Origin of the sequence: Bradyrhizobium zhanjiangense, from assembly GCF_004114935.1 — a bacterium.
In the GTDB taxonomy this organism is placed as follows: domain Bacteria; phylum Pseudomonadota; class Alphaproteobacteria; order Rhizobiales; family Xanthobacteraceae; genus Bradyrhizobium; species Bradyrhizobium zhanjiangense.
Window position 1 is genome coordinate 9,217,577 of the sequence record NZ_CP022221.1, and the last position, 15,307, is coordinate 9,232,883.

The 15,307-nt window shown below is 64.6% G+C and carries 14 protein-coding genes; 6 read left to right on the plus strand and 8 right to left on the minus strand.

The features are described from left to right. Positions 1-33: 33 nt before the first annotated feature. The 4 genes from XH85_RS44060 (at position 34) to XH85_RS44075 (ending at position 3,200) form a co-directional block, all read left to right on the plus strand. Entirely contained in the window at positions 34-1,830 is a 1,797-nt protein-coding gene (locus tag XH85_RS44060) for a sensor histidine kinase (RefSeq protein ID WP_128936935.1), read from the plus strand. Continuing rightward, positions 1,827-2,351: an HPr kinase/phosphorylase gene (locus tag XH85_RS44065; RefSeq protein WP_128936936.1), complete on the plus strand. Its 525-nt coding sequence runs from the start codon at positions 1,827-1,829 to the stop codon at positions 2,349-2,351. The genes XH85_RS44060 and XH85_RS44065 overlap by 4 nt, the downstream gene beginning before the upstream one ends. Before the next feature lie 133 nt (positions 2,352-2,484). Next, the gene (locus tag XH85_RS44070) at positions 2,485-2,886 is read left to right on the plus strand and encodes a PTS sugar transporter subunit IIA (RefSeq protein WP_007597752.1); all 402 of its coding nucleotides are present in this window, start codon (positions 2,485-2,487) and stop codon (positions 2,884-2,886) included. Further along, positions 2,883-3,200, plus strand: a complete 318-nt coding sequence (locus XH85_RS44075; protein WP_091884753.1) for an HPr family phosphocarrier protein — start codon at positions 2,883-2,885, stop codon at positions 3,198-3,200. Before XH85_RS44070 ends, XH85_RS44075 begins: the two co-directional genes overlap by 4 nt. A gap of 172 nt (positions 3,201-3,372) precedes the next feature. Here the strand turns inward: XH85_RS44075 and XH85_RS44080 are convergent, their stop codons facing one another. The 3 genes from XH85_RS44080 to XH85_RS44090 form a co-directional block, all read right to left on the minus strand. Next, complete coding sequence (locus XH85_RS44080) at positions 3,373-4,998, minus strand: glycosyltransferase family 39 protein (RefSeq protein WP_128936937.1); 1,626 nt, start codon at positions 4,996-4,998, stop codon at positions 3,373-3,375. 85 nt (positions 4,999-5,083) lie between these two features. Then, complete coding sequence (locus XH85_RS47215) at positions 5,084-5,851, minus strand: M15 family metallopeptidase (RefSeq protein WP_128936938.1); 768 nt, start codon at positions 5,849-5,851, stop codon at positions 5,084-5,086. Further along, positions 5,848-7,206: a caspase family protein gene (locus XH85_RS44090; RefSeq protein WP_128936939.1), complete on the minus strand. Its 1,359-nt coding sequence runs from the start codon at positions 7,204-7,206 to the stop codon at positions 5,848-5,850. The genes XH85_RS47215 and XH85_RS44090 overlap by 4 nt, the downstream gene beginning before the upstream one ends. Positions 7,207-7,457: 251 nt before the next feature. On the opposite strand from XH85_RS44090, the gene lepA reads away from it, so the two are divergent. Further along, complete coding sequence (lepA, locus tag XH85_RS44095; RefSeq protein WP_128936940.1) at positions 7,458-9,269, plus strand: translation elongation factor 4; 1,812 nt, start codon at positions 7,458-7,460, stop codon at positions 9,267-9,269. Between the two features lie 208 nt (positions 9,270-9,477). Here lepA and XH85_RS44100 read toward each other — a convergent pair whose 3' ends face one another. From XH85_RS44100 to XH85_RS44120, 5 genes are read right to left on the minus strand one after another with little or no spacing between them, the layout of a single operon-like run. Then, positions 9,478-10,716, minus strand: coding sequence for an efflux RND transporter periplasmic adaptor subunit (locus XH85_RS44100; protein ID WP_128936941.1), 1,239 nt, complete (start codon positions 10,714-10,716; stop codon positions 9,478-9,480). 2 nt (positions 10,717-10,718) lie between these two features. After that, positions 10,719-13,082, minus strand: coding sequence for an ABC transporter permease (locus XH85_RS44105; protein WP_128936942.1), 2,364 nt, complete (start codon positions 13,080-13,082; stop codon positions 10,719-10,721). Between the two features lie 4 nt (positions 13,083-13,086). Continuing rightward, on the minus strand, positions 13,087-13,794 hold the full coding sequence (locus XH85_RS44110; protein ID WP_128936943.1) for an ABC transporter ATP-binding protein: 708 nt from the start codon (positions 13,792-13,794) through the stop codon (positions 13,087-13,089). Positions 13,795-13,844: 50 nt separating this feature from the next. Then, positions 13,845-14,519: a methyltransferase family protein gene (locus XH85_RS44115; protein WP_164939675.1), complete on the minus strand. Its 675-nt coding sequence runs from the start codon at positions 14,517-14,519 to the stop codon at positions 13,845-13,847. Further along, complete coding sequence (locus XH85_RS44120; protein WP_128936945.1) at positions 14,519-14,773, minus strand: DUF2933 domain-containing protein; 255 nt, start codon at positions 14,771-14,773, stop codon at positions 14,519-14,521. Before XH85_RS44120 ends, XH85_RS44115 begins: the two co-directional genes overlap by 1 nt. 175 nt (positions 14,774-14,948) lie before the next feature. Between XH85_RS44120 and XH85_RS44125 the strand changes: the two genes are divergently transcribed. Beyond that, the gene (locus XH85_RS44125; RefSeq protein ID WP_128936946.1) at positions 14,949-15,197 is read left to right on the plus strand and encodes a hypothetical protein; all 249 of its coding nucleotides are present in this window, start codon (positions 14,949-14,951) and stop codon (positions 15,195-15,197) included. Positions 15,198-15,307 lie beyond the last annotated feature (110 nt).

The following is a 15,307-nucleotide window of genomic DNA, read 5'->3' on the forward strand; positions in this document are numbered from 1 at the left end:
TCTCAACGAGCTGTCCTAACGCGGGCGTAAGCATTGCTTGACCGAACGCAGCCTGATCCAAACCAGAGCGCCGAGGATGTCGCATCCCACGGCGTTCCGGCGCACGTTGCCGAAGACAAGCCGCAGGGTTGGCGGCCGCTGAACTGGTTGAAGCGCGCCGGCCAGTTCTTCTTCGCGCTGTCCTTCTCGAGCCTGACCCGCCGCATCGTCTCGCTCAACCTCGCCGGCCTCGTCGCGCTGGTCGCCAGCATCCTCTATCTATCGCAATTCCGCGCCGGCCTGATCGACGCGCGGGCGCAGAGCCTCCTGGTGCAGGCCGAGATCATCGCCGGCGCCATCGCGGCCTCTGCGACCGTGCAGACCAATGCCATCACCATCGATCCCGACCGGCTGCTCGATCTGAAGCCGGGCGAGACCTATGGCGGCTCGGACGAATATTCGCCGCTGGACTTCCCGATCAATCCGGAGCGCGTGGCGCCGGTGCTGCGCACGCTGATCTCGCCGACCAAGACGCGCGCGCGCATCTACGATCCGAACGGCAGCCTGCTGGTCGACAGTCGCAATCTCGAAAACGTACTGCGCTACAACCTGCCGCCACCGGCGGAGAAGCCCGGCATCGTCGAGCGCGGCATGGTCGCGGTGCGGACCTGGCTGAACCGCGGCGACCTGCCGCTCTACCGCGAGCTCGGGCCCGAGAATGGCAATGGCTACGCGGAGGTGGGTGACGCACTCCAGGGCCAGAAGCGCTCGATGGTGCGGGTCAATGCGCGCGGCGAGGTGATCGTCTCGGTCGCGGTCCCCGTGCTGCGCTCGCGTGCCATCCACGGCGCCTTGATGCTGTCGACCCAGGGCGACGACATCGACCAGATGGTCACCGCCGAGCGCCTCGCCATCCTGAAGGTCGGCGGTGTTGCCGCAACGGTCATGATCATGCTGTCGCTGCTGCTTGCCAGCACGATCGCAGGTCCGGTGCGCCGGCTCGCCGACAGCGCCGAGCGCGTCCGCCGCCGCATCAAGGCCCGCATCGAGATCCCCGATTTCACCCGCCGCCGCGACGAGATCGGCCACCTCTCCGGCGCGCTGCGCGACATGACCAGCGCGCTCTACAGCCGCATCGAGGCGATCGAGATGTTCGCCGCCGACGTCGCCCATGAACTGAAGAACCCGCTGACCTCGCTGCGCTCGGCGGTCGAGACGCTGCCGCTGGCGCGCAACGAGACCAGCCGCGCACGTCTGCTCGAGGTGATCGAGCATGACGTCAAGCGGCTCGACCGTCTGATCTCGGACATCTCGGACGCCAGCCGCCTCGATGCCGAATTGCAGCGCCAGGATGCGATCCCGGTCGACTTGCGCCGCCTGCTGACGACGCTTGCGTCCGTCGCCAACGAGACCAAGCTCGGCCACGACGTCGCGGTCGAGACCCGCTTCGAGGGCCGCGGCCCGACCGACACGTTCGCCGTGACCGGCCACGATTCGCGGCTCGGACAGGTCGTCTCCAACCTGCTGTCCAACGCGCAATCGTTCTCGGAAGCCGGCAGCAAGGTGCGCCTCGCCTGCCGCCGCGTGCGCGGCGAGATCGAGATCGTGGTCGACGACGAGGGCCCCGGCATCCGCGACGACGCGCTGGAGCGCATCTTCGAGCGCTTCTACACCGACCGTCCGCATCAGGGCTTTGGCCAGAACTCCGGCCTCGGATTGTCGATCTCCAAGCAGATCGTCGATGCCCATGGCGGGCGCATCTGGGCCGAGAACCGCGCAGGCCCGCTCGATGCCGACGGCGCGCCGACGGTCACGGGCGCGCGCTTCGTGGTGAGGCTGCCGGCGCTATGAGCGACGGCGGCCCCAGCGTGCACGCCTCCGCCGTCAAGGTCGGAAATTTTGCCGTGCTGATCCGCGGTCCCTCGGGCTCCGGCAAGTCGCGCCTTGCCTTCGATTTGATCATGGCCGGCCGGTCGGGCCTGGTCGAAAGGGCCGTTCTGGTCGGAGATGACCGTGTCCATCTGGCGACAGTCGGCCATGAAATTGAAGTCCGCCCCGCTCCGGTATTGGCTGGCCTGATCGAGATCCGGGGCTTGGGAATCCGCCGCTGCGACTTCGTGGAGCATGCGACGGTCGGCCTCGTGGTCGATCTGGACGCGGCGGATGCCGAGCGCCTGCCTGCGACAGAATCGCTGAAAACCAGCATTTCTGGTGTCGAAATACCGCGAATCCCTGTTAGCCGCGGCTATTCGCCCCTCCCATTGGTTGTTGCGGCCTTGACCACTACCAAGAGTTCATCTTCCGTTAAGCCCTCAGCCGATTGTTTGAAGGGAAATGGTAACCATATGAACCCCACTATCGCGACCGAATAGACCGGCGCAGCTCCCCTCATCCATCCGTCTAGATTCAGGGAGATACGCAACATCCCCTCTTGCGCAGGGGCTCTGGATGGTCAAAGTGGCGCGTTCGTGCGGCGCACCAAAAGCGCCCGCGAGGAGTTTTCCGATGATTGGTCTAGTACTTGTGACCCACGGGCGCCTTGCCGACGAATTCAAGGCAGCGCTTGAGCATGTCATGGGCCCACAAAAGCAAATCGAAGCGATCACGATCGGTGCCGAAGATGATTCCGATCTCTGCCGAAGCGACATCATCGAGGCGGTTAACCGCGTCGATTCCGGCGACGGCGTCGCGATCCTTACCGACATGTTCGGCGGCACGCCGTCGAACCTCGCAATATCCTGCATGAGCCGGCCCAAGGTCGAAGTGCTCGCGGGCATCAACCTGCCCATGCTGGTGAAGCTCGCCAAGGTGCGCGAGGAGCGTCCGCTGCCCGACGCGATCGCGATGGCCCAGGAAGCCGGCCGCAAATACGTCACCATCGCCAGCCGCGTGCTCGCCGGCAAATGAGCGACGACGCGCCGCAAGCCGCAACGGGCGTGCCCGCGGGGGCGATCTCCAAAGAGCTTCTGATCATCAACAAGCGCGGCCTGCACGCCCGCGCCTCGGCGAAGTTCGTCCAGGCGGTCGAGCGCTTCAACGCGCAAGTGTGGGTGACGCGCGGCGGCGAGACCGTCGGCGGCACCTCGATCATGGGCCTGATGATGCTGGCCGCGGGTCCCGGCACGACCATCACGGTCGCGGCTGCCGGCGACGAAGCCGAAGCGGCACTCACTGCGATCACCGAGCTGGTTGAAAGCAAGTTCAACGAGGAAGGGGTTTAGGCCCTTCTCTCGCACGCGCCGTGTTGCGCTCCCTCGCCCCGTTCTTACGGGGAGAGGATTGGGGTGAGGGGCCTCCCTCCGCGCATGAGATCGTTGTGAGACTTGTACCCCCTCCCCCGGATCGCAAGAGCGATCCGACCTCTCCCCGCAAGCGGGGAGAGGTAAAGAGAGCTCACTTCCCCGGCGGCACGATGTAGATGTTCCAGCTCATCGCCGGACCGGCCTTGCCGTGGGTGAAGCGACGCGTGGTCATCACCATGCGCTCGGCGTTCGGCGCGACCTCTGAGACCCACTTCTCGAACTTGGGCAGACGTTCGTCGGTCGGATCGAACACGCCGATGAAGCCGTAGGTCCTGACGTCCTCGAGCGAGGTCAGCCCGGACGCCCAGGCTTCGTTCGGCGTGAACGGGCTGGGGTGATCGGGGCTGTAGAACACCATCGGCTGAATCGTCTCCATCGTCCCGGCGACGACCGCCCAGCGCGAGGCAAAGCGCGCGTGCCATTCCTGCGTCAGCTCGCGCGCCAGCTCCGAGCGCGCGCCATAGGTCGCCGTGTTGCCGGCATTGGCCGCCATCTCGCGTGCGGCGATCCAGGGCGAGGCGGCGAGCGTGGCGACGCTGAGCACGAGCCAGATCGCGGCGATGTTGAACAGCACCGAGCTCTGCACTCGCAATGCAGGGATCGCGACCAGCGCCAAGGGCACCAGGAAGAACAGCGAGATGCCCCAATCGGTCTTCATGTAGATGCTGAACACCAGCGCGCCGAGCGGCGGGCCGAACGCGACGATGATCTGGATGATCCAGACGTTCAGCGCCTGCGAGAGGTTGACGCTCGGATTGGTCCCGCGCGCCCAGGCTCGCGTGATGATGCGCAAGGGCGCGCGCATGAGCAGCGTGAGCCACGGCGGCACCAGCGCCATGGCGAGCGCTGCGAGCGCGACCGGCAGGGCCAGCAACGCGAAATTATGCAGGAAGTAGCCGGCGACGAGCTGATGCACCTGGCTGCTGTCCTGGAGGCTGTAGGTGTCGCCGGCATAGGTCAGCGGCACGAAATGCGCATCCGCCAGCCAGACGATATGTGGGATCATCGCCACCACCATCGTCGCGATCGCAACCCATGGCGCCGGCGACGACAGGAAGCGCAACCGCTCGGGATGGATCAGCGCGGCAAGGCCGATGGCGCCGATCATGGTCAGCACCCAATATTTGGTCATGAGCGCCAGCGCGCCGGCCAGCCCGAGCAAGACTCCGGATGGCCAGCTCCGCTTCGCGAAGGCGTTGAGATAAGCGAGCACGAGCAGCGGCAGCGTGACGAGCTGGAGCAGATCCGGGTTGTACTTGAAACCCTTGAAATTGAAGATCGGGTAGAGCGCGATCATCACCACGACCAGGAACGCACGCCGCGCGTCGACCACGCGCAACGCAACCAGCCAGCAGATCACCATGCCGGCACTGACGGTCGCCATCGCTAGCGCATAGGTCGCCCAGTCCGCCGCCGGGAACAGCTTGAACCAGAGACCGGCGATCCAGCCCGACAGCGGCGGATGCTTGCCATAACCCCAGAGGAATTTCTGGCCCCAGCCATAGGCTTCTGCGACGTCCATGTGAACGTCCTGCGCCGCCTTGAGATTGATCAGGATGAAGGTCCAGAGCACCGCATGCAGGATGGCGAGCTGGATCACCAGCCACAGACGGGCCTCGGGACGGATCGCGCAGGCGACCAGCCAGGCCCGGAAGCGATGGTAACTCACCCGGGTTTTCTGACGCGCCCTGGCGGTCGGGAGGGATGTGGTTGACATGGGGCGCTTGGGTAGCGCGTTTTGCGCGCGAGTGAAATCAGCTTGGCGTGAACGAACGCCCGCTCCGCCCGGAAAATCGTCGCGTTCACCGGGCCAGCAGTTCCGGGCGATATTCAAAGTGCATGGTGTCGTAGTGATACCATTTGCCGCCCCAGATGAAGCCATGACGTTCGAAGATGTCGACGATCTCTTGCGGCATCCTGTTCTTGTACGGAATCGACTTTCCCCGGCCGGACCAAAGCCAGTAATCGGAATATCGCAGGTTCAGGTCGATCGCGGCGGCATAGCCATGCATGCTCATCTTGCCTGTGTCGGCGACGGGCCGACACGACAGCACGCCGGCAATCGGAAAGGCGGCAGCCTTCAGCGCCGGCTCGAGCTTGTCGATTTCCGCCGACACCTCCCTGAGCCGATCGGCGACGCCGTTGATCCGCGTTACCTTAATCGCCTTGCCCCATGATCGCGGCAGCCAGACGATGGTGACGAGATTGCGCTGGACTGCGCCGGCATGGCAGTCGCCATACATCTTCCTGAAGAACGCTTCGTTCCTGAACCGTCCGGGATCGGCGTTCACTCCCGGGGCTGCGGAAACGCCAACCGGATAGGACAAACGGAGCTGGTCGATGATCGAGGCATCGCGCAGGCGCTGATCAAACGACTTGTCGTCGATGCCGTCGTCGACCGGCATTGCGGTGCCATCGCGCCAGACAATTTGCTTGCCGTCGTGACCGGACAGAGCTTCGGGATAGGCGCGAACCAGCCGATCGAGAAGCTCGGCTCTGGTCTGGGCCTTCGCCGAGGCAGAGGCAAGCACGAGAATGACAACGACGTGTGCTGCCCGCAGCGCGATCATCGGCGCTTGCCGGCCTGATCGAGCAGCGCGACATTCGCCTCCTCGATCGAATTGAGCTTGGGATTCCATGTATTGGGCGAATACCATGAGAAGCGCTCAAAGCGGGCCTTGAGATCTGCCGCTTCGAAATATCGTCCGCGTCGCGCAAAGATCTCGTTGCGCGCGATACGGAGTTCGTCGTTCGAAAGCCCACGCAGATCAGCGGACGTGAGCAGACGTCGATCGGAATCGGGAAAGATGAAGCCGCTCTGAGACGGGCCGCCGGATTCATAGCGTTCGATCAAGGCGACATTTGCCTTCTCGACGGCGCTGAGCTGAGGGTCCCAGGTCCGGGGTACGTACCAGGCGAACTTGCTGAACCTTGCCGTCAGATCTGGCGCGCTGAAGTAGCGCCCTCGCCGTGCAAAGATCTCGTTGCGCGCAAGGCGCAGCTCATCCTTGCTCAGCGTCCTCAGATCGGCATCGGCAAGCAGCCGGCTATCGGAATCCGGAAACAGGAAATCCGACTGCGTCCTCGTCACCGGAGCGGAAGACGGAAGGTTTGAGGTGGGCGCTGTGACCGTCGCCGGCACGTCGACTGCCGCCACCTGCCCTGCCGCTGCGCCCGAAAAGTAGAATGAGCCGTCGATCGGCGAGGTGGAAACCCAGGGCTGCTGGGCGCTGCCGGTCGCACGCTTGACGATGAGCCCCACCTGATTGAACGTCTGCAGCACGTCGAGCCCGGGTCGCTGCATCGTTTCGACCAGCGCCCGCGTGTAGGGACTATGCCCGTCGGCGCCGTCGAGCGCGACGTTTCCAGGCTGGGTGGCGTAGGAGAGCAGCGTTCCCTCCGGAGCGCGGATCTGCGCCAGGCCGCCGTCGGAGCCACGCAGCCCACGCCCGCCAAACGGATTGTTCCTGCAAGCATCGAGGATGACGATGTTCAGCTTGGTTCCTGCTCCATCCATCTGGCGAAGCACCAGTGCGGCATCGACCATCTGGAAATCCACGTCGGTTTCGCGCGTCGGATTCGCCGTGATCGGCACGAGATAGTTCGCCCCGCGAACCTGGATGCCGTGCCCGGCGTAGTAAAACAAGGCGACGTCGGCGCCGATCAATTGATTGCCGAAGCGCTGGACCGCGTTGTCGAAGCCCGCCTTGTCCAGCTCGATCTGGGCACCCCCGCCGACCAGAGTGAAGCCGAGCCGCTGCAACGTATCGGCCACCAGCTGCGCGTCGTTCGCCGGGTTCTCCAGCCGCGGCACGCTCCGGTAAGCGGAGTTGCCGATGACGAGGGCGACGCGCTTTTCAGCGGCGGCCGGGAAGGCGAAACATGCGGCAAACAACAAGGCAGAAAGAATCTTCTTCCAATACATGGCCCGCTTCCATGACAGAAAGCTGGAGGAATAACAGAGCGCGCCCCTGAAATCGATGGCCGCGGAGCTCGGGAACGACCGCAGCCGCTAGAACGGGGGCGGCCTGCGACACCGCCCCGATGCCGAAACCGAAATATTGCCCCATCCGAGCGGTTCAGCCGAGCACAGGGCTGCCGAGCGCGTCGCCCCCTGCTGCCGCGGAGGTCAAGTGAATGGTTGCCGCACGGGGATGTGAGTGGTATCCCGCGCCCATGACGACCGTCCCCATTTCCAACATCCGCAATTTCTCCATCGTCGCCCATATCGACCATGGCAAATCGACGCTGGCCGACCGCCTGATCCAGATGACCGGCGGCCTGTCCGACCGCGAGATGGCGGGCAAGGAGCAGGTGCTCGATTCCATGGACATCGAGCGCGAGCGCGGTATCACCATCAAGGCGCAGACGGTGCGCCTCGCCTACCGCGCCAAGGACGGCAAGGATTACATCTTCAACCTGATGGACACGCCCGGCCATGTCGACTTCGCCTACGAGGTCTCGCGGTCGCTGGCGGCCTGCGAGGGTTCCCTCTTGGTGGTCGACGCCAGCCAGGGCGTCGAAGCGCAGACGCTCGCCAACGTCTACCAGGCGCTCGACAACAATCACGAGATCGTCCCGGTCCTGAACAAGGTCGACCTGCCCGCCGCCGAGCCCGAGAAGATCAAGCAGCAGATCGAGGACGTCATCGGCATCGACGCCTCCGACGCGGTGATGATCTCGGCCAAGACCGGCCTCGGCGTCCCCGACGTGCTGGAGGCGATCGTCACCCGCCTGCCGCCACCAAAGGGCGATCGCGACGCGACGTTGAAGGCGCTACTGGTCGACAGCTGGTATGACGTCTATCTCGGCGTCGTCGTGCTGGTGCGGATCGTCGACGGCACCATGAAGAAGGGCCAGCGCGTCCGCATGATGGGCACGGGCGCGGCCTATGACGTCGAGCGCGTCGGCTTCTTCACGCCGAAGATGCAGCAGGTCGACGAGCTCGGCCCCGGCGAGATCGGCTTCATCACCGCCGCGATCAAGGAGGTCGCCGACACCCGCGTCGGCGACACCATCACCGACGACAGGAAGCCGGTCGCCGACATGCTGCCGGGCTTCAAGCCGGCGATCCCGGTGGTGTTCTGCGGCCTGTTCCCGGTCGATGCCGACGACTTCGAGACGCTGCGCGCCGCGATGGGCAAGCTGCGGCTGAACGATGCCAGCTTCTCCTTCGAGATGGAGACCTCGGCCGCACTCGGCTTCGGCTTCCGCTGCGGCTTCCTCGGCCTGTTGCACCTCGAGATCATCCAGGAGCGGCTGTCGCGCGAATTCGACCTCAACCTGATCGCGACCGCGCCGAGCGTCATCTACAAGATGAAGCTCACCGACGGCACCGAGCTTGAGATCCACAATCCCGTCGACATGCCCGACGTGGTCAAGATCGCCGAGATCGACGAGCCCTGGATCGAGGCGACGATCCTCACTCCGGACGAATATCTCGGCAGCGTCTTAAAACTGTGCCAGGACCGCCGTGGCTCGCAGAAGGAGCTCACTTACGTCGGCTCCCGCGCCATGGTGAAATACGATCTGCCGCTCAACGAGGTCGTGTTCGATTTCTACGACCGCCTGAAGTCGGTCTCCAAGGGCTACGCCTCGTTCGACTATCACCTCACCGACTACAAGCCGGCCGATCTCGTCAAGATGCAGATCCTGGTCAATGCCGAGCCGGTCGATGCGCTCTCTATGCTGGTGCATCGCACCCGCGCCGAAGGGCGCGGCCGCGCCATGGTCGAGAAGATGAAGGAGCTGATCCCGCCGCACATGTTCCAGATCCCGATCCAGGCGGCGATCGGCGGCAAGGTGATCGCGCGCGAGACCGTCCGCGCGCTGCGCAAGGACGTCACCGCAAAGTGCTACGGCGGCGACATCACGCGTAAGCGCAAGCTTCTGGAGAAGCAGAAGGAAGGCAAGAAGAAGATGCGGCAGTTCGGCAAGGTCGACATCCCGCAGGAAGCTTTCATTGCCGCGCTGAAGGTGGATAGCTGAGGCGGGGCGGGCCCGTTTCAAGCGTAGCGAGATTGGTCGGTCCGGGGACGTTTGGGGCCCGAAAACAAAATTATCGAAAAACAACCCCATGCACAGTAGCCGGGGTCTTGTTTGGATTGCGCTTTTTCGATTTTACGAAATTCGTTTGACCCGTCGGGCAAAACAGGGGCATGATGGCATCATCGAACCCGTGCTTGCAGTCCTGTATCTATTCCGGACCTCTTTGCGCGATCCTCGCTCCATCGGTGATCCGGTCGCTCGGGTGCAGCACGACGCGGTCCCCAGCGGTCAGGCCTAGTCGAATCTCGGCCATGCGGCTGTTGCGGTGGCCGATCTGAACGAGAGTCGTTTTTGCACGATCGTTCTCGTCGGCAAAAACGGCCCACTGATCGCCTTTCCGGAACAAGGCGCTCACCGGCACGGTCAAAGCATCCTGAGTACTCCAGGTGGTGACGTGGACGATGACCCGATAATCATGTCCGAGTGAGGCCCACGCCTCAGGCGGGTCGCTGAAATCGATGGTCACGCGGACTCGCTGCTCCTCGATGCCCAGCGCCGAGACTTTCAGGAAGCCGGCTGGGTCTACCCGGACCACCTTGCCCTTAATCGGCTTCCCGCCCCAGCCGTCGATGCGGACCGGCGCGCCGACCTTGATCTGGACCGCGTCGGTTGAGAGCAGGTCGGCCACGACTTCGAGATCGAGCGGGTTGCCGATATCGACCAGCGGCGTCCCGGGTAGGACCGTCGCCTCGCTGTCCTGGATGACCTTCAGCACCCGTCCGCTTGCCGGCGCGAGCACCCGGACGCAGCAGACCGGCTCCGCCGACGGCGTGGCATTGGCCGGGTCCATCAGCCGCGCCGCCAGGCTGGTCCGCACCGCGCGACGCATGTCGACCTGGGCCTTGGCGCTGGCCAGGGCGGCCTCATTGGTGGCGACCTCGAACTTCGCCTTGTCGAAGGCCTGGGCGGAGATGGTCTGTGTCCGCGACAGTGCCTGCGCCCGCTGGAATTCGGTCCTTGAAAAGTCCAGCGCGGCTTCGATCCGCTTCACCTCTGCCTCCTGCTGCTGGATCGCCGCATCCGCGGCCAAGACTTCGGCTTGGAGCTGATCCCGCGAGCGCACGTCGATGAAACCCGGAAGCGTCGGCTGCATCAGGGCGATGACGGTCTGATTGGCGACGACCTCGTCGCCGACGTGAAGCGAAGGTCCCTGCTCGCCGAGCGGATGCGAAATCCTCAAGACCTTTCCCGCGATGGGCGCCGAGACCGTGTAAACATGGCGGACATGGGTTTTTCCGTCGTCATCCGCCGTGACTTCGATCGGCCCTTTCGAGACGGTCGCAAGATCCACCAGAACCGGGCGGGGCCAGGCGAACCAGGCCAGGCCTCCCGCGACCGCTGCCAGGACCGCAGCACCGATGATACGTTTGGTCCACTTTGCCGGCATGGCTAGTCTCGCGTTTTGAGGACCGCGACGAGGTCCAGTTTGTCGATGCGTTCGCGGATAACGACTGCGGAGGCGGCGGCCGCCAACACCACGACCGAGGTGGCGATGACGTAGGTCGAATGTTCGACGACGAGACGCACGCGCATCAGTTCGCCGGCCAGGTTCGTCTTCATGACCCAAGCGAGGGCGTAGCCCATCACCCATCCCGGCGGCTGGGCGATCAGGGTGAGGATGGCGAGCTCCAGCAGCAGGATGCGCAGCACCTCGACGCGCGTGAAGCCGAGCACGCGCAGGCTGGCCAGCTCGCGCGCGCGTTCGGACAGCGAGATGCGGGCGTTGTTGTAGACCACGCCGAAGGCGATCACGGCGGCGAGGCCGGTGTAGATGCTCGCCATCGTGGTGACGAGCAGCGCCACGGTCTTGCGGAAGTTCGCCAGCGAGACGCGCTGCAGCGCCACGCCGCCGACCGTCGGCATGGACTTCACGGCGGCGTAGAAGTCCTCCGTCCGGGTCTCGTCGAGGCTGAGATTGACGCTGGTCACGACGGGCGGCTCGCGCATCAGCTTGCGCAGTGCCGCGATCTCCATCATGCCCCTGATGCCGAAATAGTCCTCGACGGTGGCGACGACCGGCACCGTGACGGTTCGCCGGGCTCCCTCCAGCAGATCGATCTCGACACTATCGCCGGGCCCGACGCCGAGGATGTGGGCGAGCATGCCGGAGATGGCGAGGCCCGTCTCCGGGAGCACGACCGGCCGAAGCTCGACGTCGATGATACGCCGGAGGTCGGCGTCGGCCGGCCGGCCGCTGATGACGATGCGGCGTTCGACGTTGCCGTGGCGAATCCGGACCGGCACCTCGCGGAACGGCTCGGCGGCAAGAACGCCTGGTAGCCGGTTCACCTGCTCCACGACATTCGCGATCCGCTTCTCGGCAAAGCCGACGGTTACGTCCTGCCGGTCGGCGAGGAAATAGGTCACGTCGGTCAGGTGCTCCATGCTGTCCCGCGTGAACAGCGAGACCACAAGGATCGCAGTCGCCAGCGCCATGCCGAGCGCGGTGAAGAAGGCCCGCACCGGATGCCGGGCAATGTTGCGGATCATCATCAGCGTCGGCTGTGACAGGATCTGCTCGAGCTGGATGCGCGCCGGCAGCAGCCGCCGATAGACCGGCGGGGCCGGCGGTTGCATGGCGACGGCAGGAGGCAGCTTCACCACCCCGCGTAGCGCGCGGAACGCGCCGATCGCGGCGGCAGCCGCGCTGAGCGCGCCCGCAGTGACATGGAGGTCCGGCGCCTTTGCGAACACCAGGAACGGGAAGTGGAAGAAGTCGCCGAACAGCGCGGTGATGCGCAAGCCGAGCCAGGTGCCGGCGACGCCGCCCAGGAGGATTCCGATCACGACGATCAGCGCCACGAACTTGAAATAGTGCAGCACGATGCTGCTGTCGGCATAGCCGAGCGCCTTCAGCAGACCGATCTGCTCGCGCTCGAGCGCGACCAGCCGGGTCAGAGTGAGATTGACCAGGAATGCGGCGACCAGCAGGAAGATCGGCGGCAGCGTGCGGCTCATGTTGTTGAGCATGTCGAGCTCATGATCGAGCCAGGCGTGCGAGATCTGGTCCTTGCGGCCATGAGCAGCCTGCCCGCCATAGGGGTCGAGCAAGGTGTCGAGCCGCGAGATCACCTCGCGCTCCGAGGTGCCGGGCTGCAGCTTCACCGAGACCGCCGAAAAAGCGCCGTCGAGATCGTAGACGCCGGCGAGCGCCTTCTCCGACATCCAGACGATCGCGTAGCGACGGTCATCCGGCATCAGATCGCCCGGCCCGACGGTGTAGACGAACTCGGGGGACAGCGCGGTGCCGACGATGACGAGCTCGCGCTTCTTGCCGTTCAGGATGGCCGAGAACCGCGCCCCCTCGGAGAAGCCGTGAGCCCGTGCAAACGGCTCGTTCACGACGACCTCTTCGGTCCGTCCGGCCTCAGGAAGACGTCCGGAACGCATGTAGAGTCGATTGAGGTGCGGCTCGCCGTTATCGGGCAGCGAGACGAACTGGGCGCTGGCGGGCTCGGAGAAGCCGGGAATATCCAGCAGCGCCAGCTTGGCGATGCGGGTGTCGACGACGGCGACACCGGGGATCTCGCCGATCCTGGCGGCGAGCGCCTTGGGCGCGCGCTTCGCTTGCGCGAACACGTCGGCGAAGCCATAGCGTTCGTAATAGGCGATCCGGGTCTCTTCCAGGGAACGATGGGAGCCGACCGCAAGCACCAGCGTCGCAACGCCGCCTCCAACGACCAAGGCGACGGCGAGCACCTGAGCCCAGAGCCGCCTGACGTCGCGAAACAATTTGATGTCGAGCGCTGTCATGTCGTCACCAGGTGAGCTCGGCGGCTTGCCGCCGGCTCGCGTTCTTCTGGATCCGGGAGATCCGACCGTCGGCGAAGAACAGCACCCGGTCGGCGACCTCCTGGATGCTGGCATTGTGGGTGATGATGACCGTGGTGGTGCCGAGCTGCCGGTTGACCCCGAGCAGCGCTTCGATGACGCGGATGCCGGTTTTCGAATCCAGCGCCCCGGTCGGCTCGTCGCACAGCAGGACCGCCGGTCGTTTCGCGACCGCGCGGGCAATGGCGACGCGCTGCTGCTCGCCGCCGGATAGCTGGGCAGGGAAGTGATGCATCCGCTCCTCGAGCCCGACGAGAGCCAGCGCGTCGGCTGGCCGCATCGGGTTCCTCGCAACCTCGGTGACCAGCGCAACGTTTTCATACGCGGTGAGGCTCGGCACCAGATTGTAGAACTGGAAGACGAAGCCGACATGGTCGCGGCGATACTTCGTCAGCTCGCGATCCTCGAGATCCGTCAGGTCAAGGTCGCGGAAGAACAGCCTGCCGCCGGTCGGTCGGTCGAGGCCGCCCATGATGTTGAGCAAAGTCGTCTTGCCGCTTCCGGAGGGGCCGAGCAGCACGACCACCTCCTTCTCGGCGATTTCGAGATCCACGTCGTTGAGGGCATGCACCACCACCTCGCCCGAGACGTAGGTCTTGGTCAGCGCTTTCGCGGTGAAGACTGGCACGCCCATCGACGTCCTTTCAAGCCAGTGCCGTTCGCGGGCATCTCCTCGCGCGAGGGTCAGCCGTGACGATAGCCGCCGGAAGAGCCCTGACCGGATTGCCGGTTGAGATGGGGAAAGAACGCCGGCACCTGCGCAGCGTACCGCGCATAGGTCTCGCCGAACTGGGCCCGGGCCTCGTGCTCCTCGTCTCTGGCAAGCTTCACATACATGACGGTCAGCACCGGAAACATCGCCAGCGTCAGAAGCGTTGGCCACTGCAACAGGAAGCCGAACATCACCAGCACGAAGCCGACATATTGCGGGTGCCGGACGTAGTTGTAGGGGCCGGTGGTGGCTAAGCTGCGGGTCTGCTGCGCGTCGTAGAGCACTTTCCAGGCGGCGGAGATCAGGACGAACCCGGCGCCGATGAAGATGAAACTGAGAATGTGGAAGGGTCCGGCGTGCGGATTCGTCTTCCAACCGAACATCATCTCGAGCAGGTGGCCGGCATCATGCGAGAACCAATCGACATTCGGGTAGTGCGACTGCAGCCAGCCCGACAGAAAGTAGATGGTGAGCGGGAAGCCGTACATTTCGACGAACAGCGCCACCAGAAACGCGCTGAAGGCGCCGAAGGAGCGCCAGTCGCGGGAGGTCTGCGGCTTGAAGAAGCTGTAGGCGAACAGGATGAACACCGCCGAGTTGACGATGACGAGGCTCCAGAGGCCGTAGGTGGGCGCGGCGTCGTGCATCACGCGCTCCTCGAATCGTTCGGCCGGCCGCTGCCGTGATGGTGAGCATGTCCGCCGTGCATGAAGAGATGCATCAGCGGACAGGCGAGAAGCGGGAGCCAAATCAGGAGCCCGAGCACGTGAGCCCTGTGCTCGGTGAACAGGAGCGCAGCGGCGATGGCCAGAAATCCGATCAGGACCAGGCTGGCCTTTGCTTTGACGGACATGCCCTCCTGCGGGGGCGCTCGATACCCGGAATGGTCCTGCACTGACATTGGCGCGCTCCTATGATTTATAGAGCATAGGAGCACCGCTGCTACCCTTGTTGACGCAGATCAACCGCTCTCAAACTGCGGCGACAGAGCTACGAAGCTCATTCCTTGACCTTGCTCAAAGCCGATGCGCCGCGGAGGCCTACCATGAAAGCTCCCGCAATCCGGAGCACCGAACATGATCACCAAGAAATTCGTCGCCGCCATTGGCATCGTTTCCCTGCTGGCCGTTCCTGCGGTGGCTCAAACCACGGACAAAGAGAAGAATGGCCATCACTACAGCGGCGGGCCGAAGACCGAAGTCCCGCATCACATGGGCAGCAAGAAGGAGACCACCGGCGCCTCGACGAAGTCCTCATCGGGCGGTCATCATTACACCGGCGGACCCAGCACCTCGACGCCTCACCACATGGGCGACAAGAAGTAAGACCATCGTTTCGGGGGCGTGAGCCCGAATCCACTTCTCCACCTTGCTTGCCGCACGACGGATTCCGGGCTCGCGCTTCGCGCGCCCCGGAATGACGGCGAGCGCTGCCA

Excerpts from the sequence above, each read along its gene's own strand:
- lepA (WP_128936940.1), top strand. The coding sequence starts at position 7,458 with ATGACGACCGTCCCCATTTCCAACATCCGCAATTTCTCCATCGTCGCC.
- XH85_RS44110 (WP_128936943.1), bottom strand. The coding sequence starts at position 13,794 with ATGGGCGTGCCAGTCTTCACCGCGAAAGCGCTGACCAAGACCTACGTC.
- XH85_RS44115 (WP_164939675.1), bottom strand. The coding sequence starts at position 14,519 with ATGCACGACGCCGCGCCCACCTACGGCCTCTGGAGCCTCGTCATCGTC.
- XH85_RS44100 (WP_128936941.1), bottom strand. The coding sequence starts at position 10,716 with ATGCCGGCAAAGTGGACCAAACGTATCATCGGTGCTGCGGTCCTGGCA.
- XH85_RS44105 (WP_128936942.1), bottom strand. The coding sequence starts at position 13,082 with ATGACAGCGCTCGACATCAAATTGTTTCGCGACGTCAGGCGGCTCTGG.
- XH85_RS44075 (WP_091884753.1), top strand. The coding sequence starts at position 2,883 with ATGAGCGACGACGCGCCGCAAGCCGCAACGGGCGTGCCCGCGGGGGCG.
- XH85_RS47215 (WP_128936938.1), bottom strand. The coding sequence starts at position 5,851 with ATGATCGCGCTGCGGGCAGCACACGTCGTTGTCATTCTCGTGCTTGCC.
- XH85_RS44080 (WP_128936937.1), bottom strand. The coding sequence starts at position 4,998 with ATGTCAACCACATCCCTCCCGACCGCCAGGGCGCGTCAGAAAACCCGG.
- XH85_RS44090 (WP_128936939.1), bottom strand. The coding sequence starts at position 7,206 with ATGTATTGGAAGAAGATTCTTTCTGCCTTGTTGTTTGCCGCATGTTTC.
- XH85_RS44120 (WP_128936945.1), bottom strand. The coding sequence starts at position 14,773 with ATGTCAGTGCAGGACCATTCCGGGTATCGAGCGCCCCCGCAGGAGGGC.
- XH85_RS44125 (WP_128936946.1), top strand. The coding sequence starts at position 14,949 with ATGATCACCAAGAAATTCGTCGCCGCCATTGGCATCGTTTCCCTGCTG.
- XH85_RS44065 (WP_128936936.1), top strand. The coding sequence starts at position 1,827 with ATGAGCGACGGCGGCCCCAGCGTGCACGCCTCCGCCGTCAAGGTCGGA.
- XH85_RS44070 (WP_007597752.1), top strand. The coding sequence starts at position 2,485 with ATGATTGGTCTAGTACTTGTGACCCACGGGCGCCTTGCCGACGAATTC.